This window comes from Cytobacillus sp., assembly GCF_032154635.1.
In the GTDB taxonomy this organism is placed as follows: domain Bacteria; phylum Bacillota; class Bacilli; order Bacillales; family Cytobacillaceae; genus Cytobacillus.
This window is the reverse complement of record NZ_JALDXW010000016.1, coordinates 14,291-35,062: the sequence shown is the minus strand read 5'-3', so window position 1 is coordinate 35,062 and position 20,772 is coordinate 14,291. Positions and strand designations below refer to the sequence as shown.

Here is a 20,772-nt window from a genome sequence, read left to right as displayed (position 1 = left end):
TGGAAAACGACCACGATTTACAGATCTAACAAATAATTGTTTTAAAGTTTGATCCGGCCGTTTAGCCAATTTAAAATAGGCCTGCCGGTGTACCGGCAAGCCTCCATTATTTACGATTATTTAGTTTCCAACTTTTACAATTGATGAGTTAAATAATTCCTGAGCTACATATTTTGTTAAGTCAACTACACGGCAAGAATAGCCCCACTCGTTATCATACCATGCTAGGACTTTCACTTTATTCGAACCAATTACCATTGTAGATAATCCATCGATAATAGCAGAATGTTCATTTGTATTAAAATCGATAGAAACTAGTGGTTCATCTGTAATGTCTAAAACACCGTTTAAAGAACCTTTAGAGGCTGTTTCGAATGCCTCATTGATCTGATCAATTGTGACATCCGATTTAAGGTCAACAACTAAATCTACAAGTGATACGTTTGGAGTTGGAACACGTAAAGCCATTCCATGAAGTTTTCCTTTTAAATGCGGAAGTACTAATGATAATGCCTTTGCTGCACCTGTTGATGTCGGGATAATTGACTGGCCGCATGCACGCGCACGGCGTAAATCCTTATGTGGATTATCAATATTTTTCTGATCGTTTGTATACGCATGAACAGTTGTCATTAATCCATTTTCAATTCCGAATTGTTCATCAAGAACCTTTGCAACGGGTGCCAAGCAGTTTGTCGTACAAGAAGCATTTGAAATAACATCATGCTCCTCAATGTTTAATGCGCTTTCATTTACGCCCATAACAATTGTCACATCTTCATTCTTTCCTGGTGCTGTTAAAATTACTTTCTTCGCTCCAGCCTCTAAATGAAGAGCAGCTTTATCTCTTGAATTAAATTTCCCCGTTGCTTCAATAACGATATCAATATTTAATTGCTTCCATGGAAGTTCTTCTGGGTTACGGTTGCTCAATAATTGCACTCTTTTTCCGTTAACAATAATTGCTCCCTCTTCAGCAACAATTTCCCCTTCAAATTTGCCATGATTTGTATCATATTTTATTAAGTGTGCCAACGTCTCTGCAGGATAGCTTGCATTGATGGCAATCACATCAAGTTTGTCATCAAGAATGGCCTTTCTAAATACCATTCGTCCAATTCTTCCAAAACCATTAATTGCAATTTTCGCCTTCATATTACGGCCCCTTCCACATTAATGTTATACTTTTAATGCTTGTTGTTATAATTAGTATAACATATTGGTGGACATTTGTGATAATTAAAATGTGGAATTTAAATGTTTTATTATTCTGTTAATTAAATATAAAAAAGAGCCCTTCGGCTCTTTTTCTTCTCAGTGAATTTATTTCGCTATTCATAGGGCATTCCAATTAGTAAGGATATCCAACAATTGTTTCTTTGTTTCTTCGATTGTTCCATTATTATTAATTACTGCATCTGCCAATTGAATTTTTTCCTTTAAAGGCATTTGCGAATGAATTCTTGCAATAGCATCCTCTTTCGAAAGGTGATTGCGTTCCATTAATCTTTCTAATTGAATAGTTTCATCGACATATACTAATAGTGTTCTATCCACTAAAAATGTGAGCTTACTTTCGAAAAGCAGCGGAATATCCATAATAATTAACTTTTCTCCATCAGCAACTGCCTTTTCTTTTTTCATGATCATTCTTTTACGAACAGCTGGGTGTACGATATTATTGAGTACAAAACGCTTTTCTTGATTATGAAATATTATTGAGCCTAATTTTCCACGATCAATTGATTCATCTACATGCAAAACTTCCTCACCGAATTGGCTGATAATTTCATAATAGGCTTCCTCGCCCTTCTCCACGGCTAAACGAGCTTCAATATCTGCATCAAAAACTGTAATTCCTTTTTCGATTAAGATGGAAGAGACGGTGCTTTTCCCGCTTGCAATTCCACCTGTTAAGCCGACAACTATAGACATTCGTTAATTCACCCTAAACCTTTAAATTTTCCATATTCCCAGCAGAATTAAAAGAATGCCAGGAATGAATGAACATTTTTGTACCCAACTGCTTTTTGAAAAAAGTGTGCCGATCTTCATCCCAATGAAAACAAAAAGTGAACTCATGATCGCCACAGTTAATGCTAAATAATAAGGAGAATAGCCAAGCATAGCTGCCCCAATTCCCGCACCAAAAGCATCAAGTGATAAAGCAACCCCGAGCATTAATGCCTCTATTCCCGTAATAGTCCCTGATTTGTCAAAGTCTGCAGACATTGGCTTTTGTAAAATATTAATGACGAGCCCTAACGATTTTATCTCAAAATTGACAATCGTTTTCTCGTGAGGAAGTACATCCTTTGCTTTTTCAGTCCGGAAAAATTGATACAAAACCCATGCACCAAGACCAATAAGAATGATTCCTCCTAAGCTTTCCGCAAATGCGGGAGATAAAAATTGAGTTGAAATACGGCCAAGCATCATTGCAGTCATTAATGCAACGGCAGAACAACAGGCGATTATGCCAATTGATTTAAATGGAATATGCATTTTTCTTATGCCATAAGTTAATCCAACACTGAAGCTATCTAGACTTACAGCAAACGCCAATAACAAAAGTGTGATTGTGTGCATCATATAAATAGGACTCCTCCCTGACAATCGCTAAGATAGTATATGGAAGAAGCCTATCCAGTGTTAATATGAAATGCGGAGGCGGCTTGATCATCGACGTACTAACTGGAAGGGCATCGACTGAGATATAGGAGACACATTCGCGAGAGCGTATGGATGTCGACTTATCGTAGGGAGAGGACCTGAAGTTAGATAGGCGATAGCCGCTGTAGCTAGACAAACCGAAATGCGGAGGCGGCTGGTCAGCCCCTTTTTAAAAACTTACTTCGCCTGGCACTCTGGGCAAAAGACCGTCCCGCGTCCACCTGATACAATTCTTTCTAGTGTGCTTCCGCAAATCCTACACTCTTCACCTTTTCTCCCATAGACAAATAGCTCAAGCTGAAACATGCCAATTTGCCCTTGGGAGTTTACGTACGATCGAATCGTACTCCCTCCTTTTTGTACAGCTTCTGATAAGGTATTTGAAATTTCCTGATGAAGTCTTTCTATCTCTTCTTTAGTTAAATCATCAGCGGCCCTTTCCGGATGAATTCCCGAGCGAAATAACGCTTCATCCACATAAATATTTCCAAGACCTACCACAACTTTTTGATCCAGTAAAACTGCCTTTATATTTCTTTTTGTTTTCGAGAGCTTTGAAGCTAATGCTTCAACCGTAAAGTCTGAAGAAAAGGGCTCTGGTCCTAATTGTGATAGCGGGAGGGTGTTGAATTCCTGTCCTTTAACATAAAGATGCATGGTCCCAAACTTCCGTACATCCTTATAGCGCAACTCCGTTCCATCCGTAAAATGAAAGATTACATGAGTATGCTTTTCTACGGGCTCTATTTTTTGGAACACACCGTACTTCCCTTCCATTCTCAAATGAGAGATAAGCGCATAGTCATCTGTGTAGAGGATTAAGAATTTCCCTCTTCTTCCAATGTCCTTTATCGTCTGGCCGACTAATGCATCCTGAAATTGAGCAATTTCTTCTGGTTGCTTGATAATCTTTGGCCAAAAAACGGAAACGTGTTCAATTTCTTTATTGCTCACTAATTCCAATAGTGTCCTGCGGACGGTTTCTACCTCTGGTAATTCAGGCATGCTCTATCACTTCCTGTACAATCATCATTTCATTTATATTTATTATCTGCTTTATTTAGCATCAAACCATGTTGGTCCATAGGCGTAATCAACCTTAAGCGGAACCTTAAGCTCAACTGCATTTTCCATCACTTCTGGAACAATTTTTTTCAAAATATCTAATTCATCCATAGGAGCTTCAAAGATCAATTCGTCATGTACTTGTAAAAGCAAACGAGTTTTTAAGTTTTCTCTTTTCAAACGTTCGGCCATATCGATCATTGCTTTTTTTATAATATCAGCCGCACTTCCTTGAATCGGCGTGTTCATCGCTGTCCGTTCCGCAAAGCTGCGCAGATTAAAATTACGGCTTGTTATTTCAGGGAGATATCTTCTGCGATGAAGAAGTGTGGAGACATATCCTTTTTGCTTGGCATCAGAAACAATATCCTCCATATATGCTTTGACCCCTGGATAGCTTTCTAGATAACGGTCAATAAATTGACCAGCTTCCTTCCGTGTAATCCCAAGACTTTGCGATAAACCATAATCACTAATTCCATATACAATCCCAAAGTTAACTGCTTTTGCATGCCGGCGCATATTGGAAGTTACATCCGCTTCACTCACATGAAATACTTCCATCGCAGTTTTTGTATGGATGTCCATATCCTGTTTAAAAGCCTCAATCAGCTTATCATCCTTTGCAATATGAGCAAGTACACGAAGCTCAATTTGAGAATAATCAGCAGCAAAGATGACCCAGTCTTTTTCTGAAGGGATAAATGCCTGCCTGATTTTTCTTCCCTCCTCTAGACGGATAGGGATATTCTGAAGGTTTGGATCTGTTGAACTTAACCTTCCTGTTTGTGTTAAAGCCTGATTAAATCTAGTATGCACTTTTTCATTGTCCTTGTTGACAATCTTAAGCAAGCCCTCAATGTATGTGGACTGAAGCTTTCCAAGCTGGCGATAATCGAGGATTTCTCTAACGATTTCATGCTTCGTTTCAAGCTTCTCTAGAACATCCGCTGAGGTTGAATACCCCGTTTTTGTTTTTTTATAAACAGGCAGCCCTAGCTTTTCGAAAAGAATAACTCCAAGCTGTTTCGGTGAGTTGATATTAAATTTTTCTCCTGCTAGCTCATGAATTCGGCTCTCAATAGCAATTAATTTTGAATAAATCTCTTCTCCCATGGCTTTTAATCGTTCAAGATCCATTTTAACCCCACAGGATTCCATATCAGCAAGAATTAAAGATAAAGGCATTTCTAATTCATAGAAAAGCTCTGCCTGTTGATTATCCTTCAGTTCCTTATCAAGCTTATCTTTCAACGCTTCTAATGCAGCAGCTTTTCTTGCAAGATGTACAGCTAGCTCACCTTCTTCTGGCACCCGTCTTTTGGCTCCTTTTCCATAAAACGCTTCATCTGATTGAATGGATTCGTAGCCATGGCTTTTGGCCACAGAAGCAACATCCTCAATGGTTGCTGATGGATTAATTAAGTAAGAAGCAATGAGGAGATCAAAGCTCACTCCTGCTAAATGAATGCCATGATGCCGCAGGGATACTTCAGACCTTTTCGCATCATAAACAACTTTTTCTTTGCTTGCATCCTCTGCCCATTCCTTAAAGATTTGTGAAGCTAACGCTTTCTCTGTGGAAATATAGAAAGTACCTTTATCATTAGCAATTGAAAAACCAATAATATCTGCATAATGATAATTATCCTCGAGCACCTCAATGTAAAAAGCGTTCTCAGCTGAAAAAATATCCTCTGTGATCTCATTAACAACTTCAAATTCAATTTCTTCAAGTTTCACTTCTTCTGATCCAATATCTCCGCTAAGCTTGTCCAATAATGAATTAAATCCTAGTTCTTTATAAATACTGACTACCTTTTCTCTTTCATACCCTTCGTATTCCACTTCACTTAACTGTATTTCAATAGGTGCTTCTCTCGTAATTGTTGCTAATTCCTTACTCATTAATGCCTGATCTTTAAATTCCTCTAGCTTTTCCTTCAGCTTATTCCCGCTAACTTTATCGACGGAAGATATAACAGTCTCCAGTGATCCAAATTCCTTCAGTAATTTTAATGCTGTCTTTTCACCAATGCCTGGCACACCTGGGATATTATCTGAAGCGTCCCCCATTAATCCCTTCATATCAATAATTCGATCCGGTGTGATGCCATACTTTTCTTGTATGTGTGCTGGAGTATAATCTTCAATTTCGGTAATTCCCTTCCGAGTGATTGAAACGGTAGTTTTTTCCGAGCTTAATTGCGTCAAATCCTTGTCACCTGAAATAATTTTCACTTCAAAGTCATCATTTTCAGCATGAAGGGAGAGCGTTCCGATAATATCATCTGCTTCATAGTTTTCTAATTCATAGCGAGAGATTCCATAAGCATCTAACAGCTCACGGATAAAGGGAAACTGTTCGGATAGCTCTGGCGGTGTCTTTTGTCTCCCGCCTTTATATTCACTAAATGTCTTATGACGGAATGTTGTCTTCCCAGCATCAAATGCAACTAATAGATGTGTAGGCTTTTCATCTTCCAATATTCGATTAAGCATCATTGTAAATCCATAAATAGCATTCGTATGAATCCCTTTATCATTGTTCAGAAGAGGCAAGGCAAAAAAAGCACGGTAAGCAATGCTGTTGCCGTCAATTAAAACAAGCTTCTTTTTCAAAAAAATTCTCCTTCCTTTGCCTAAAGCAAAAAACCGTTATTTTCCTCCATTTTATCATGAGTAGATAAAGAATGAAAAATAACGGTTTTATATATGATTTAGTTTGTATTTCCCATTAATAAACGGGCATATGGTGAATCCGATGGCAAGACAATGACTGTTTCCCCGTTGATTGTCTTTTTATAGGATTCTAATGTGCGGTACAGGGAATAGAAGCTAGGGTCTTTTGAAAAAGCTTCATTATATATTTTCGCAGCTCCGCCTTCTCCATCCGCTCGAATTTCTTCAGCATCCGCCTGAGCTTTAGACAATATTTCTTTTACCTCTTTATCCGTTTTTGCGATGATAATATTTTTATCCGCATCCCCTTTTGATAAATATTCCTGAGCTTTCGATTGACGTTCGGAAATCATTCTCGTATAAACCGACTGTTCATTCTCCGCAGGCAAGTCCGTACGCTTCATTCTTACATCTGTAACAATAATCCCATAATTATCCTGGTTAAGCAATTCGTTCACTTTTTCAGTGATTCGGTCATTTAAAGATCCTCTAGAAGACTTTTCATCATTAATAATCTCATCGTAATCTAGCTGCCCCAGTTCTGTACGTGTAACAGAGTAGATGAATTCCTCCATTCTCGACTCTGCACTTTCTAGCGTTCTGGCGTTAGCGATCAGTTTCTTCGGATCTTCTATACGCCAAACCGCATAGTTGTCAATAATAATCCGCTTTTTATCCTTTGTATTAATCTCAGCTTCTGATACATCATAGGTCAATTGATATTTAGGAAGAGTAGAGACACTTTGGACAAACGGAATTTTATATGATAATCCTGGTTCGCTTTCAATTCTCACTACTTCACCAAACTGCCTGATTACCTTATATTCCCCTTCCTTTACAACGAAAAGATTACTAATAAGGATACCAATTAAGACAAAAAGGATCACAAAGAAGATACCGAGCTTAATATACTTTCTCCATTGCAGATTATTTCCCCCGCGCTCATTCATATTAACGACATTTTGATCACTCATTATTTTCACTTCCTTCTGCTTTTAGCTTAGGCTCCTCTTTTTCTAAAGGACGAATCGGGAAGTATTTCATTGTATTTCCGTCATCATTCATAATATAAATTTCTGCATTTGGAAGCACTTGCTCAAGTGTTTCAATAACTAAGCGCTCTCTCGTAATATCTGGACTGTTTTTATATTCATTGTAAAGCTTATTAAATACAGCCACATCCCCGCGCGCTCTTTCTAAACGAGCAGCCTTCTCTCCTTCTGCTCTCGAAATAAGCGCATCTTTTTCACCATTTGCTTCATTCATTTTTTGATTTTTATACTTTTGGGCTTCATTCAACTTTGTATTCGCTGTTTCTCTTGCATCTGTTACATCTGTGAATGCCTTTCGCACTTCATCATTTGGAAGTTCAACGTCTTGGAGCTTTACCGCCAAAACAGATATCCCAATATCATATTTTTCTATTAGCGATGTTAGCAGTTCTCTAACATCTGACTCAATAGTAGCCTTTCCCGATGTTAAGGCATCATCAATTTTTGAGCTCCCGATAATACTTCTTAAAGATGCTGACGTAGCATCATGAAGGATCTCTTTTGGATTCTCTGCATTATATAAATATTTTTCCGGATTGGTTATCTTCCATTGAACAACGAGATCAGCCATGACAATATTTTCGTCTCCAGTAATCATCTTCGTTTCTTCAGGAAAATCTTTAGACTTCCCCTTTTTATCTTCATAACCAAATTGGAGACTAAATGTCTCCTTTGAAAGCTTTTCTACACTTTGAATCGGCCATGGCAATTTAAAATGAAGCCCCGGCTCTGTTATTCCTTCCTCCACTTTTCCAAAGGTTAAAATAACCGCTTGATCAGACTCATCTACCGTATACCATGTCGTAAAGGCCGTAATGCCCAATATAAGGATTAACAATATTAGTCCAGTTACTGTATAAATTCTTTTTAGACTGACCATTCACTTTCCCCCTCCAATACATTTCGTTAACTTTTTATACGATCTCATCATAAAAAGGTTTCAATTATATGACAAAACAAAAAATGAAAAAGGAGAAAGCAGGGGTTGCTTTCTCCTTTTTCTAACTCCTTGGATGAAGGGGTTTTTCAATTATTATTGTAACTGGCAGATATTAAGAGATTATAAAGAGGTTGTAAAAAACGTGTAAATTTTAAAAGAGCTTGCTTCCAATCATTTATCATGAAAACGTTTATTAAGCTCCACTAAAAATGTCGTTCCTTTTCCTACCTGACTAGTAACTATGATATTTCCTTTATGGGCTTCTACAATGTGTTTCACAATAGCAAGTCCAAGACCTGTTCCTCCGGAATTGCGGCTCCGGGCCTTGTCTACACGATAAAATCTTTCAAAAATCCTTGGAACTTCACTCGCTTCCATCCCAATTCCTGTATCCTTCACTTCAACAAATAATTTCGATGCTGATTCGCTTAAACGTAGAAAAACTTGCCCGCCATTTGGTGTGTAGGATATTGCATTTGAAACAAGATTTAGAAAGACTTGTTTCAGACGATCTGCATCCCCCTCGATTAAAATAGATTCCTTATCGGCTTCAAACTGAAGCGTAATTTCTTTTTCAGCAGCCTTCTTATTCAATATAGCGATTACTTCTTCAAGTGTTGTTCTTATATTATATTGTTGGATAGCAAGGTGAAAACCAAGCTGCTCCATTTTTGAAAGATCTAATAAATCTTGTATGAGCGATTGCAATCGGTCACTTTCTTGCAAAATGATTTTTAAAAAAGCTGCAAGTGCTTCCTTATCCTCCATCGCCCCATCTAAAAGTGTTTCAGAAAATCCTTTTATTGAAGTAATGGGTGTTTTCAATTCATGAGAGACATTCGCCACAAAATCTTTTCTAACTTGTTCAAGCTTTTTTAAATCTGAGATATCGTGAAAAACAAGTAATATCCCTTTCCAAACATCATTTGTTCCAATGATTGGTACTCCGTATACTTCGAAATGCTGTCTCCCATGGCTAAGCGGGATAAAAATTTGCTTCCTTATTTTTTGTTCAGTCATGAAAAGCTCTTCAATTATGGAGGTAATTTCCTGTTGCTCAATCACTTCATAATATAGTTTATTCGTATATTCAGAATCATGAACACGAAAAAGTTCTTTATAAGGACGATTGATTAAGCTGATATACCCTTTTTTATCGATTAATATTAGGCCGCTTCCCATATTTTCAATAAGAGCTGCAAGGCGATCCTGATGCATTTCCTGCGATTTTTGCATATCTTGAAGATTCCTTGCAAGAATATTTATGGAAGCACTAAGCATCCCCGTCTCATCAATCTGATCTTCATATGTCCGAGCCCGATAATTCCCTTTTGCTAATTCAATCGCTGTTTTTGTTGCAGCTTCGATAGGCTTTGTATAGCGGTTCATAATTCTGGTTCCTAATAGAAGAATAACAATAAAGGCAAATCCTAAACTAATAATTAATATCCACCAAATCTGTTGATAAGCCTTATTAATTTCCGCCATTTTTGTACTAAGGAGAACAAAGCCCTCATCTGCTCCTGATTGAACAATCGGTCTCCAGTAATAATGAAGATCATACCCGTCATCTACCTCGATTAAATGGTGGCCGGCTGCATCCTTTTTAATCATACTTTTTATGACTGCATGATGATCGTTATTGCTGCTGGCACCCTTTAACGGCTTGCTATCATAAATAATTGCTCCTGAAACATCAACAATAGTCACGCGAGCTTTTAACACCTTGCTAAATGTATCGATAGATCCGCTTTTTAGTGCTCGAATGCCGCCCTCGTCTTCAATATAACTTGATATCATCCGAGTCTCTTTTTTTAATCGTTCATCAAATGCGTTTAAATAGTAGCTTTTATAGAGCTGTCCCAACAATATTCCTAGCCCGATCAGTACGGCGAATATTAATGTAATTAATGCGAAAAGAAGCCTAGTTCGAAATTTAATCATTCTCCTTTAGGCTCCTCAAGCTTATAGCCTAATCCTCGAATGGTTTTTATATAAATAGGTTTTTTCGTATTTTGCTCAATCTTTTCTCGCAAATGGCTAATATGTACGTCCACAATCCGAGTATCCCCTGCAAAGTCATAATTCCATACTGCACTAAGAAGCTGATCCCTCGTAAGTACACGGCCCTTATTTTTCGCTAAATATAAAAGAAGCTCAAATTCTTTAGGAGTTAGTTCTATCAACTCATTTTCAATATAGGCTTCATAATGATCTGGAATGATTTTCAAACCAGCAATTCGAACATGGCCAGGTTCTTCCTCTGTCACAACTGGTGTATCCATTTGTATTTGTGTTCTCCGCAATATTGCTTTTACCCTTGCAACTACTTCTCTTGGGCTAAACGGTTTCGTCATATAGTCATCAGCACCCAACTCTAGACCAAGCACTTTATCAAACTCATCATCTTTTGCAGTTAACATTAATATAGGTATAAGCACCTTCTGTTGACGAAGCTGTTTGCATACCTCAATCCCATCAAGTTTTGGAAGCATGAGGTCAAGCACGATTAAATCTGGCGAATGGGATAAAGCCTGATTGATTCCCTCCTCCCCATCCATAGCTGTAATCACATTGAAGCCTGCCTGCTGTAAGTTATACTCCAATAATGTTAGGATTGATTGTTCATCATCAACAACAAGTATTGTCTTCTCCATATTTGCCTCCAAGTTGATATATTCCCCTGTTCATTCATCCAAGTTCGCAATATTACCAAATCATGTATCTTACCTACTAATATAAACTGTGTAACTATTTGGAACAAGGAAAACAATTAATAATATCCATTATTCAGACTGACATTTTTTTCGAAGAAAAAGAGACATGCATTCGCACATCCCTTCTAAAAATAATGAAGTTAAAAATTATCCAGCGCTTCGCCTTCCATTTTATTAAGGCGATGAGGAGGGCAAACTAATAATTTCCCTTTTATCACGGTTTCCTCATCCTCATTTGTCCCAATTACCTCTATTTGAACCGTATGGCTGCTGTTGCTAACCTCTGTAACTTCAAATAAAAACTGTACTGTACCGTAATGATAGACAGGTTTTAAAAATTCGATTTCTTGTTTTAAAATATGGCTTCCTGGTCCAGGCAAATATTTAGAAATAGCAGAATTTATAATCCCATTCAACATTATACTTGGTACAATTGGCTTTTTATATGGCGTCTGTGAGGCATAGTCATGTTGAATATATAGTGGATTCGCATCATTCGTAAGGCCTAAATATAATAATAAATCCTTGTCTTCTATTTTTTCAGTTAAAGTTAATTTCTCTCCAGCAGAGATTTCTTCAATCTTCCTACCTAATTTTCTTTTTTTCCCAAGTAACATTTTTCTGCACCTCCAAAGTTATGTAAACGATTTCAATGATACTTAAAAAAATAGCAAATAATTATTAAAATTATCAGTCTATTTATTCTATTATATCACTATTATTTTATCCAAAGAAGGAATAAAATAAAAAAATTCGGGAGTTTCCCGAATTTTTTTATTTATCTTACTATCAGACAATTTTTTATGCCAGAACAGCCATTACATTCCTAACAGCTTCTGCAGATTTATCTAATGCAGCTTTTTCATCTGCTGTTAATTCAAGCTCGATTACTTTTTCAATCCCATTTGCACCAAGGATCGTCGGAACACCTAAATAAATGCCATCATAGCCATATTCCCCTTCGAGATATGCGATGGATGGGAGCACCCGGCGCTGATCTTTAAGGATCGCTTCGCACATTTCAACTAATGATGCAGCTGGAGCATAATAAGCACTTCCATTACCTAATAAGTTCACAATTTCACCGCCGCCTTTACGCGTGCGTTCAACAATTGCTTCAAGGCGCTCTTTTGAAATTAGTGTCTCTAATGGAATCCCACCTGCATAAGAATAACGTACTAAAGGAACCATATCATCGCCATGACCGCCAAGAACAAAGCCAGTAATATCTTTTACAGACAGATTTAATTCTTGAGCAATAAATGTTCGGAAGCGAGCCGTATCTAGAACACCCGATTGACCAATTACACGATTTTTAGGGAAGCCGGACTCTTTAAAAATTGTATATGTCATAGCATCTACAGGATTTGTTAAAACAACAATGAAACAATTAGGGGAATGCTTTGCAATCTCTTGCGCGACACTTTTCATAATTTTTTGATTCGTCTGTACTAAGTCATCACGGCTCATGCCAGGCTTACGCGCAATTCCTGCCGTTACAACAACAATATCTGAATCAGCTGTATCCTCATAGCTGGAAGTACCAGTAATGTTTGCATCAAATCCTTGAACAGGGCTTGCTTCAAGCATATCTAAAGCTTTCCCTTTTGTTGGGTTTTCCATTTGTGGGATATCAACTAAAACGACATCTCCTAGTTCCTTTTGAGCAAGCAAAAATGCAGTAGTTGCACCAGTAAAACCTCCACCAATAACGGAAATCTTTTTACGTTTCAATGACATGACTCGTTCCTCCTTAAGATTATGATTGTATGCAAGGAGGGCTGTTCTTGATCCAAGAACAGCCTCCTAAAAACATATTATATATTACCCCATATTCTTAATTAATTCATCACCAAATTCAGAGCATTTTACTTCTGTTGCACCATCCATCAGACGGGCAAAGTCGTAAGTTACAACTTTAGAGGCAATTGATTTTTCCATCGATTTTACAATCATATCTGCTGCTTCGTTCCAGCCTAAATGCTCAAGCATTAGTACACCAGAAAGGATAACAGAAGAAGGATTTACTTTATCTAATCCCGCATATTTCGGAGCTGTTCCGTGTGTTGCTTCAAAGATCGCATGGCCTGTTTCATAATTAATGTTTGCTCCAGGAGCAATACCAATTCCGCCAACCTGAGCAGCTAGTGCATCGGAGATATAATCGCCATTAAGGTTCATTGTTGCTACAACATCAAATTCTTTTGGACGAGTAAGAATTTGCTGTAAGAAAATATCTGCAATCGCATCTTTAACGATAATTTTGCCTGCCGCTTCCGCTTCTGCTTGCGCTTTGTTTGCAGCTTCTGCACCTTGCTCATCTTTAATACGGTCATATTGTGCCCAAGTGAAAACTTTATCTCCATATTCTCTCTCAGCAAGCTCGTAGCCCCAATTTTTAAAGGCACCTTCAGTGAATTTCATGATATTCCCTTTATGAACTAAAGTTAGTGATTTACGACCTTCTTTAATTGCATATTCAATTGCCGCACGTACTAAACGGCTTGTTCCTTCTTCAGAAACTGGTTTAATTCCGATACCAGATGTCTCAGGGAAACGAATTTTATTCACACCCATTTCATCTTGAAGGAAAGCAATTAGCTTCTTCACTTCATCTGAACCTTTTGCATATTCAATTCCAGCGTAGATATCTTCAGTGTTTTCACGGAAAATAACCATGTCTGTATCTTGAGGACGCTTAACTGGTGAAGGCACACCTTCAAACCAGCGTACAGGACGTAAACATACGAATAGATCTAATTCTTGGCGAAGAGCAACGTTTAATGAACGAATCCCGCCTCCAATTGGAGTTGTTAAAGGACCTTTAATCGCGATTAAATATTCATTGATTACATCTAAAGTTTCGGAAGGAAGCCATTCACCTGTTTGATTAAATGCTTTTTCTCCTGCCAATACTTCTTTCCAGACAATTTTTCGTTCGCCATTATATGCTTTTTCTACTGCTGCATCTAATACTCTTGATGCTGAAGCCCAAATATCAGGACCCGTTCCGTCTCCTTCAATAAATGGAACGATTGGATTGTTTGGTACATTTAATACTCCATTGCTAACCGTGATTTTTTCACCTTGCATTGTATATTCCCTCCATTTTTAAAAAGCAGCGGCAGTTTCTAGCCTTTGGCTTTATATGTATATGAAACTGCCTTCGCAAATATCAGAATCAAAGGTTAGAAGGCGAATGCCCCTAACCCTCCTTCTTTCTCTATTACAGCAACATTTGATAAAAATGTAAACGCTGTTTATTAAAATATATAGTCGCCTGTACTTTTCTTCTTACCCTCTTAGCCCTATGGGAACATATTCTTGCATTCCAGGACCTGTGTAATCAGCACGTGGGCGGATTAAACGGTTGTTTTCATATTGTTCAAGAATATGAGCCAGCCATCCAGATACACGGCTTACAGCAAAAATAGGTGTGAATAAGTCATGGTCAATTCCTAAACTGTGATAGACAGAAGCAGAATAGAAATCAACATTCGGCGGCAGATTTTTCTCGCCTGTTACAATTTCTTCGATTTGAGTAGACATTTGATACCAATGTGGTTCACCAGTAAGTTCAGTTAGTTTCTTCGACATTTCTCTTAAGTGTTTTGCACGCGGATCTCCTTGACGGTATACACGATGACCAAAGCCCATAATTTTTTCTTTCTTTTCTAGTTTTCCACGAATATATGAATCTACATTTTCAAGAGTGCCAATATCAGTCAGCATTTTCATTACTGCTTCATTTGCTCCCCCATGTAATGGCCCCTTAAGTGCACCGATAGCAGCTGTAATTCCAGAATAAACGTCTGATAAAGTTGCCACACATACACGCGCAGTGAAAGTAGAGGCATTTAACTCATGGTCGGCATGTAGAACTAATGCTTTATCAATTGCTTCAACTGCAATAGGCTCTGGTTCCTTGCCAGATAGCATATATAAGAAGTTCGCTGCAAAACCGAGATCTTTTCTAGGAGCAATTGGCTCTAACCCTTTCCTCACTCGTGCAAATGCTGCTACAATTGAAGGCATTTTTGCCTGCAAGCGAATGGCTTTATTATAATTTGCTTCTGGATCCATGACATCAGCGTCTTCATCATACAACCCTAAAAGAGAAACAGCTGAACGAAGGGCAGCCATTGGATGCACTTGGTCGATTGGATACATTTTGAAATGGTCTAACACTTCCTTAGGTAACCCCGCATTGTCAGCTAACTGATTTTTTAATTCCGCAAGCTCCGTTTGAGTAGGAAGCTTTCTATGCCATAAAAGATAAATTACCTCTTCAAAACTTGCATTTACAGCTAAATCATCAATATTATAGCCAACATAAGTTAACGTGTCATCAATGATAGAGCTGATAGATGATGTAGTAGCCACTACCCCTTCAAGTCCGCGTGTTGCTGTCATACTGAATCTCTCCTTTACATAATAAATTTCCCCATACCCTTTGTCTGTATTACTTTTGAAGTTAAATCCCATCATTTAACCTTTGAAAAAATATTCTGATATTTACAGGCGTAATTTCAGCCTTTTAAAAACCGATTCGTACGCCCAACTACAGACCAAGCTTTGAATAACAGAAGTCAACAAACAATGAGCGATTGCTCAACATAATGAAAAAGAAAATGCTTACATTTTGCCACAAAAAATTAAACCTAAAATAGTAGAATAATAGGATGAAATAAGATTTTCATAGAGCCCTGTGAAAATGATTGTACACTTAAGTCCTATTATAAACAATTATCTGACTTTTGTGAATGAAAAGTGGCGAAAATGTGAAAAAATTATTATTTTTCAAGAAAAGTTATTTACCATTCAAGGACTAGAAGTCTTAAACAACTTTTCACCATGAAGCTATTCTAACATAACTTTATAAATATTAGAAATATATTTGCTTTTCACCCTGTATTCTTTCAGAAGATAGATTTACGATATTTCCTTATTTTCCAAGGCAAATTTGAATCCTTTTGCATTTATAACTCGTAGTGGAATGGTGTATGATGAAAGATAATGAACATTCCTAAAAATAGGAGGTATTTATTTGAATCCTGTATATTTACATAGGACATTAAGATTTCTTTTCGTGCTCGGCTTTGTCGTGCTCCTGCTCTTAAGCTGTTTTTATTTATCTAAAGTAACATATCCTTTTATTATCGGATTTGCCATCGCATTTCTAATTAATCCACTTGTCAACTTTTTTGAAAGAAAAGGTAGAATGCCACGTTCCTTAGCTGTTCTTGTTAGCATAGTAATCATTATCGGGGTCTTTGCTGGCCTGATTACTTTACTTATTGCAGAAATTGTCTCTGGTGCAGATTATCTTTCGAATGTGGTTCCAAAGCATTTAGATACGCTTATTGATTATATTGAGGAATTTTTTGCAGCACAAATCATTCCACTTTATAACCAGCTGACTAGCTTATTTAAGGATTTAGGCACTGGACAGCAGGATACAATCGTAGAAAATATTAAAAATGTCGGCAGTCATATTGGCACAACGGTCGGTGCTTTCATCCAAAACTTCTTTGGAAAAATCCCTAATATTATTTCATGGTTTCCTAATGCTGCAACTGTGCTAATTTTCTCTTTGCTAGGGACATTTTTCATTAGTAAGGATTGGTATCGCCTCTCAACACTTGGCAGCAAGCTGATTCCTAGCCGTGCTAAGGCGAGCGGCAAAACAGTATTTGCCGATTTAAAAAAGGCATTATTCGGATTTATTAAGGCACAGGCTACATTAATTTCGATTACGACCGTCATCATTTTAGTCGGATTGCTAATTCTTCGTGTAGACTATGCAATCACGATTGCTTTAATTACAGGACTTGTTGATGTCATCCCCTATTTGGGAACGGGGTTAATTTTCGTTCCGTGGATTATATATGAGGCGATAGCCGGGGAGATGAGCATGGCAATCGGATTAGGCGTTTTGTATGTGATTGTTCTTGTACAGCGTCAAGTAATGGAGCCCAAAATCCTATCTTCTAATATTGGAATGGACCCGCTGGCCACATTGGTTGCATTATTTGTCGGTTTTAAACTCATTGGCTTTCTTGGCTTGATAGTCGGACCTGTTACCCTTGTTATTTTAACTACCTTGCATCGAGCAAATGTATTCCGTGATATTTGGGCATTTATTATGGGGAAAAACAATGAAAATAAAGCCTAGCATAGAAAAATAGAATGACGCCATCCGATTTAAAAACGATATTCGCCGTCATATCAGTTATACTCGCCAAACCACCAAAAAAGGTCACTCTCCAGGAGCGACCTTTTTCTTTAACGTATAATCGTAACCGTATTTTTATCCATCCATCTTCTAAATCCTTTTATAATCTGTTTTTTAAAAAAGGATTGTGTCATCGGGGCTAACAACAAAAAGCCAGTAATATCGGTAATAAACCCTGGTGTAAGCAATAGAATGCCGCCTGCTAAAATACAAATGCCTTCTAAAATTGCTTCACCAGGCATTTGTCCATACTGAAGCTGCTCCTGCACCTTTCTTAGCGTCTCAAGACCTTGCTTTTTTGCAAGATATGCCCCAAGAATTCCTGTAAAAATAATAGCGCCTAACGTGGGCCATACACCAATCAAATTGCCAGATAGCAATAAGACACCGATTTCCGCTGTGGGTACAATAATTAGTAGTAAGAGTAAGTAGCGCATGATGCCACCTCTTTTGTATTTGATTACTCCCTATTATAGCAGAAACTCCATGATCTATATAATTTATGCTCTTGTCATTTATAGAACACTTGCATGCCCATTGTAGATAACACCACGATTAGAGTCAACAGTAATTTCCTGTCCGTCTTTTAGTAAGGTTGTGGCATTTTCAACACCAACGATTACTGGAATCCCTACATTTAAACCTACGACTGCCGCATGGCTTGTCAGTCCGCCTTCTTCAGTAATTAGTGCACTGCATTTTTCAATTGCAGGAACCATATCACGATCCGATCCAATTGTTACTAAAATCGAGCCTTCATTTACTTTAGCTAAAGCTTCTTCAGCATTACGTGCAATTACGACCTTTCCAAAAGCAGACTTACGGCCAATCCCCTGTGCTTTAGCAAGAATGTCGCCTACTACATGAATTTTCATAAGATTTGTCGTCCCTGCCTCACCCACTGGTACACCTGCAGTTATAACAACTAAATCACCGGATGAAACAATTCCGCTATTTAAGCTTTCTTCTACTGCTGTATCTAGCATATCATCTGTAGTTATTGCCTTTTTGCCAATGCACGTATATACACCCCAAACTAATGCAAGTCGGCGTGATACATAATCATAAGATGTAACAGCAACAATTGGTGCCTTAGGGCGATATTTAGAAATCATTCTTGCTGTATGACCACTTTCAGTCGGAGTTATAATCGCATCTACATCTAAATTTAAAGCCGTATGGGCAACAGATTGGCCAATTGCATCGGTAATATTATGTTCGTTATCTTTACTGCGGTTAGATAAAATTTCTTTATGAGCTAGTGCAGATTCCGCCCGTGATGCAATATTATGCATTGTTTGAACAGCCTCAACAGGGTATGTTCCAGCAGCTGTTTCGCCTGAAAGCATAATCGCATCTGTCCCATCAAATATAGCGTTCGCAACATCGCTTGCTTCCGCGCGGGTCGGGCGAGGATTACGCTGCATAGAATCGAGCATTTGCGTCGCAGTAATAACCGGCTTTCCTTGAGCGTTACATTTTTTAATTAATTTCTTTTGAACTAATGGTACTTCTTCAGCTGGTATTTCAACCCCAAGATCTCCCCTCGCAACCATCAAGCCGTCTGAAACCTCGAGAATTTCATCGATTTTATCGACGCCTTCCTGATTCTCAATTTTTGGGATAATATGAATATGCGAAGCATTATTCTCTTCTAAAAGCTGTCTAATTTCTAATACATCTGACGCTCTTCGAACAAAGGAGGCAGCGATGAAATCAATTTCTTGTTCAATCCCAAAAAGAATGTCTTTTGCATCTTTTTCAGTAATACCCGGTAAATTGACAGATACACCTGGCACGTTCACACCCTTTTTATTTTTCAATGTACCGGTATTTAGTATTTTCGTATAGATTTCTTTCGTTTCATGGTCAATTTTTGTCACTTCAAGACCAATTAGTCCATCATCTAGCAAAATCTTTGAACCAATGTGAATATCATCAATTAATCCTGCATATGTAACAGAAAATTTCTCTGTCGTCCCCTCTACTTCATTCATGGAAACGATAATATCGTTTCCAGCAATTAATTCAAGCGCATCATTTTTCATATTATGTGTGCGAATTTCTGGTCCCTTTGTATCCAATAAGATAGCAATTGTTTTTCCTGTTCGTTTTGCTGCTTCCCTAATATTTTGAATTCGCATCCCATGTTCTTCAAAATTCCCATGTGAAAAATTCAAGCGGGCAACATTCATACCAGCTTCAATAAGTTGAATTAATTTTTCTACACTCTCACTAGCCGGGCCAATCGTACATACAATCTTGGTTTTACGCATACTTACTCCTCCTCATTAGAAAAGCGAAAAACGTCTATTATCTTGATACTAGACAGTTATCTGGTTTTATTCTTGCTTTCCATTCAAATTATATAGAAAGCTCTTGTGATAATTTGTATAAATCCATATCGATTACATGCTCTTTGTCGAGAATATCAATAATATCATGGTCAACAACCTGATTATTTACAATTCCGACGGCACGTCCTCCTTTGCCTTCCAGCAAAAGCTCTACGGCTCGTGCACCTAAACGACTAGCTAGGACGCGGTCAAATGCAGTAGGAGAACCACCGCGCTGCATATGGCCTAAAACAGATACCCTTGTATCAAAATTAGTTGCTTCTTCAAGCTCTTTCGCAAATTCCATGCCGCTTGATACACCTTCAGCAACAATAATAATGCTATGTTTCTTGCCGCGTTCATGCCCCTTCACTAATCGAGTAGCAATTTCATCCATATTATAATTTTCTTCCGGAATCAATATCGTTTCCGCACCACCCGCAAGTCCTGACCAAAGTGCTATATCTCCTGCATTTCTTCCCATAACTTCAATGATAAATATTCGTTCGTGAGAGGTTGCCGTATCACGAATTTTATCGATCGCATCAATAACCGTGTTTAAGGCTGTATCAAATCCAATGGTAAACTGTGTACCTTCGATATCATTATCTATTGTTCCAGGCACACCTGAGCATGGAAATCCTTGTTCAGTTAAAGCTTTTGCCCCCCGGTACGATCCATCTCCGCCAATGACTACAAGCCCTTCAATTCCATGCTTTTTTAATTGCTCAATCCCTTTTTGCTGGCCTTCTTTCGTTCTAAATTCTTCGCATCTTGCTGAATAGAGAATCGTACCGCCACGATGAATAATATCTCCAACAGAACCTAATTCAAGCTTTTTAATATTTCCACTAATTAAGCCTGCATATCCGCCATACACTCCATAAATTTCCACATTATGATAGATTGCCTTCCGAACAACTGCTCGAACAGCTGCATTCATACCTGGAGAATCTCCCCCGCTTGTCAGTACACCAATTCTTTTCAAATGGATCACCTCGAAAATATTTCCCAATTCCTTATGTAGGCCATTCACCTATTAATTTAATTCGTTTGATTATTCATACCATCT

17 protein-coding genes are annotated in these 20,772 nt (G+C 37.9%); 1 reads left to right on the top strand and 16 read right to left on the bottom strand.

Features of this window, described 5'->3' with window-relative positions:
- Positions 1-120 precede the first annotated feature (120 nt).
- The 13 genes from RUH74_RS12830 to citZ all read right to left on the bottom strand — a co-directional run bounded on the left by RUH74_RS12830 (position 121) and on the right by citZ (position 15,542).
- Positions 121-1,155, bottom strand: a complete 1,035-nt coding sequence (locus tag RUH74_RS12830) for a glyceraldehyde-3-phosphate dehydrogenase (RefSeq protein WP_313800708.1) — start codon at positions 1,153-1,155, stop codon at positions 121-123.
- A 180-nt stretch (positions 1,156-1,335) separates the two neighbouring features.
- Positions 1,336-1,935, bottom strand: a complete 600-nt coding sequence (coaE, locus tag RUH74_RS12825; protein WP_313800707.1) for a dephospho-CoA kinase — start codon at positions 1,933-1,935, stop codon at positions 1,336-1,338.
- Between the two features lie 21 nt (positions 1,936-1,956).
- A complete protein-coding gene (gene ytaF, locus RUH74_RS12820) occupies positions 1,957-2,592 on the bottom strand; it encodes a sporulation membrane protein YtaF (RefSeq protein WP_313800706.1) in 636 nt (211 codons plus the stop codon).
- A 258-nt stretch (positions 2,593-2,850) separates the two neighbouring features.
- Entirely contained in the window at positions 2,851-3,678 is an 828-nt protein-coding gene (gene mutM / locus RUH74_RS12815; RefSeq protein WP_313800705.1) for a DNA-formamidopyrimidine glycosylase, read from the bottom strand.
- Positions 3,679-3,729: 51 nt separating this feature from the next.
- Positions 3,730-6,360 (bottom strand): DNA polymerase I, encoded by a 2,631-nt coding sequence (gene polA / locus RUH74_RS12810; protein ID WP_313800704.1) that lies wholly within the window; start codon positions 6,358-6,360, stop codon positions 3,730-3,732.
- Between the two features lie 98 nt (positions 6,361-6,458).
- Complete coding sequence (gene hflC, locus RUH74_RS12805) at positions 6,459-7,394, bottom strand: protease modulator HflC (protein WP_313800703.1); 936 nt, start codon at positions 7,392-7,394, stop codon at positions 6,459-6,461.
- Entirely contained in the window at positions 7,387-8,352 is a 966-nt protein-coding gene (gene hflK, locus RUH74_RS12800) for an FtsH protease activity modulator HflK (protein WP_313800702.1), read from the bottom strand. Before hflK ends, hflC begins: the two co-directional genes overlap by 8 nt.
- Positions 8,353-8,583: 231 nt before the next feature.
- Positions 8,584-10,356, bottom strand: a complete 1,773-nt coding sequence (gene pnpS / locus RUH74_RS12795; RefSeq protein ID WP_313800701.1) for a two-component system histidine kinase PnpS — start codon at positions 10,354-10,356, stop codon at positions 8,584-8,586.
- A complete protein-coding gene (locus tag RUH74_RS12790) occupies positions 10,353-11,069 on the bottom strand; it encodes a response regulator transcription factor (protein WP_313800700.1) in 717 nt (238 codons plus the stop codon). Before RUH74_RS12790 ends, pnpS begins: the two co-directional genes overlap by 4 nt.
- Before the next feature lie 200 nt (positions 11,070-11,269).
- Entirely contained in the window at positions 11,270-11,746 is a 477-nt protein-coding gene (locus RUH74_RS12785; RefSeq protein WP_102274296.1) for a MaoC/PaaZ C-terminal domain-containing protein, read from the bottom strand.
- A 184-nt stretch (positions 11,747-11,930) separates the two neighbouring features.
- Positions 11,931-12,869: a malate dehydrogenase gene (mdh, locus tag RUH74_RS12780; RefSeq protein ID WP_102274295.1), complete on the bottom strand. Its 939-nt coding sequence runs from the start codon at positions 12,867-12,869 to the stop codon at positions 11,931-11,933.
- An 84-nt stretch (positions 12,870-12,953) separates the two neighbouring features.
- The gene (gene icd, locus RUH74_RS12775; RefSeq protein ID WP_313800699.1) at positions 12,954-14,222 is read right to left on the bottom strand and encodes an NADP-dependent isocitrate dehydrogenase; all 1,269 of its coding nucleotides are present in this window, start codon (positions 14,220-14,222) and stop codon (positions 12,954-12,956) included.
- Between the two features lie 201 nt (positions 14,223-14,423).
- The gene (gene citZ / locus RUH74_RS12770) at positions 14,424-15,542 is read right to left on the bottom strand and encodes a citrate synthase (protein WP_313800698.1); all 1,119 of its coding nucleotides are present in this window, start codon (positions 15,540-15,542) and stop codon (positions 14,424-14,426) included.
- 634 nt (positions 15,543-16,176) lie between these two features.
- On the opposite strand from citZ, the gene ytvI reads away from it, so the two are divergent.
- Entirely contained in the window at positions 16,177-17,304 is a 1,128-nt protein-coding gene (gene ytvI, locus RUH74_RS12765) for a sporulation integral membrane protein YtvI (protein ID WP_313800697.1), read from the top strand.
- A 110-nt stretch (positions 17,305-17,414) separates the two neighbouring features.
- On the opposite strand, the gene RUH74_RS12760 is transcribed toward ytvI, so the two are convergent.
- From RUH74_RS12760 to pfkA, 3 genes are all read right to left on the bottom strand, one after another.
- Entirely contained in the window at positions 17,415-17,801 is a 387-nt protein-coding gene (locus RUH74_RS12760) for an FxsA family protein (protein ID WP_313800696.1), read from the bottom strand.
- A gap of 78 nt (positions 17,802-17,879) precedes the next feature.
- Entirely contained in the window at positions 17,880-19,640 is a 1,761-nt protein-coding gene (gene pyk / locus RUH74_RS12755; RefSeq protein ID WP_313800695.1) for a pyruvate kinase, read from the bottom strand.
- Positions 19,641-19,728: 88 nt separating this feature from the next.
- Positions 19,729-20,688 (bottom strand): 6-phosphofructokinase, encoded by a 960-nt coding sequence (gene pfkA, locus RUH74_RS12750; RefSeq protein WP_313800694.1) that lies wholly within the window; start codon positions 20,686-20,688, stop codon positions 19,729-19,731.
- Positions 20,689-20,772: the final 84 nt, after the last annotated feature.

Coding starts and splice junctions, on each gene's coding strand:
- RUH74_RS12830 (WP_313800708.1), bottom strand. CDS start 1,155: ATGAAGGCGAAAATTGCAATTAATGGTTTTGGAAGAATTGGACGAATG.
- coaE (WP_313800707.1), bottom strand. CDS start 1,935: ATGTCTATAGTTGTCGGCTTAACAGGTGGAATTGCAAGCGGGAAAAGC.
- ytaF (WP_313800706.1), bottom strand. CDS start 2,592: ATGATGCACACAATCACACTTTTGTTATTGGCGTTTGCTGTAAGTCTA.
- mutM (WP_313800705.1), bottom strand. CDS start 3,678: ATGCCTGAATTACCAGAGGTAGAAACCGTCCGCAGGACACTATTGGAA.
- hflC (WP_313800703.1), bottom strand. CDS start 7,394: ATGAGTGATCAAAATGTCGTTAATATGAATGAGCGCGGGGGAAATAAT.
- hflK (WP_313800702.1), bottom strand. CDS start 8,352: ATGGTCAGTCTAAAAAGAATTTATACAGTAACTGGACTAATATTGTTA.
- pnpS (WP_313800701.1), bottom strand. CDS start 10,356: ATGATTAAATTTCGAACTAGGCTTCTTTTCGCATTAATTACATTAATA.
- RUH74_RS12790 (WP_313800700.1), bottom strand. CDS start 11,069: ATGGAGAAGACAATACTTGTTGTTGATGATGAACAATCAATCCTAACA.
- RUH74_RS12785 (WP_102274296.1), bottom strand. CDS start 11,746: ATGTTACTTGGGAAAAAAAGAAAATTAGGTAGGAAGATTGAAGAAATC.
- mdh (WP_102274295.1), bottom strand. CDS start 12,869: ATGTCATTGAAACGTAAAAAGATTTCCGTTATTGGTGGAGGTTTTACT.
- icd (WP_313800699.1), bottom strand. CDS start 14,222: ATGCAAGGTGAAAAAATCACGGTTAGCAATGGAGTATTAAATGTACCA.
- citZ (WP_313800698.1), bottom strand. CDS start 15,542: ATGACAGCAACACGCGGACTTGAAGGGGTAGTGGCTACTACATCATCT.
- RUH74_RS12760 (WP_313800696.1), bottom strand. CDS start 17,801: ATGCGCTACTTACTCTTACTACTAATTATTGTACCCACAGCGGAAATC.
- pyk (WP_313800695.1), bottom strand. CDS start 19,640: ATGCGTAAAACCAAGATTGTATGTACGATTGGCCCGGCTAGTGAGAGT.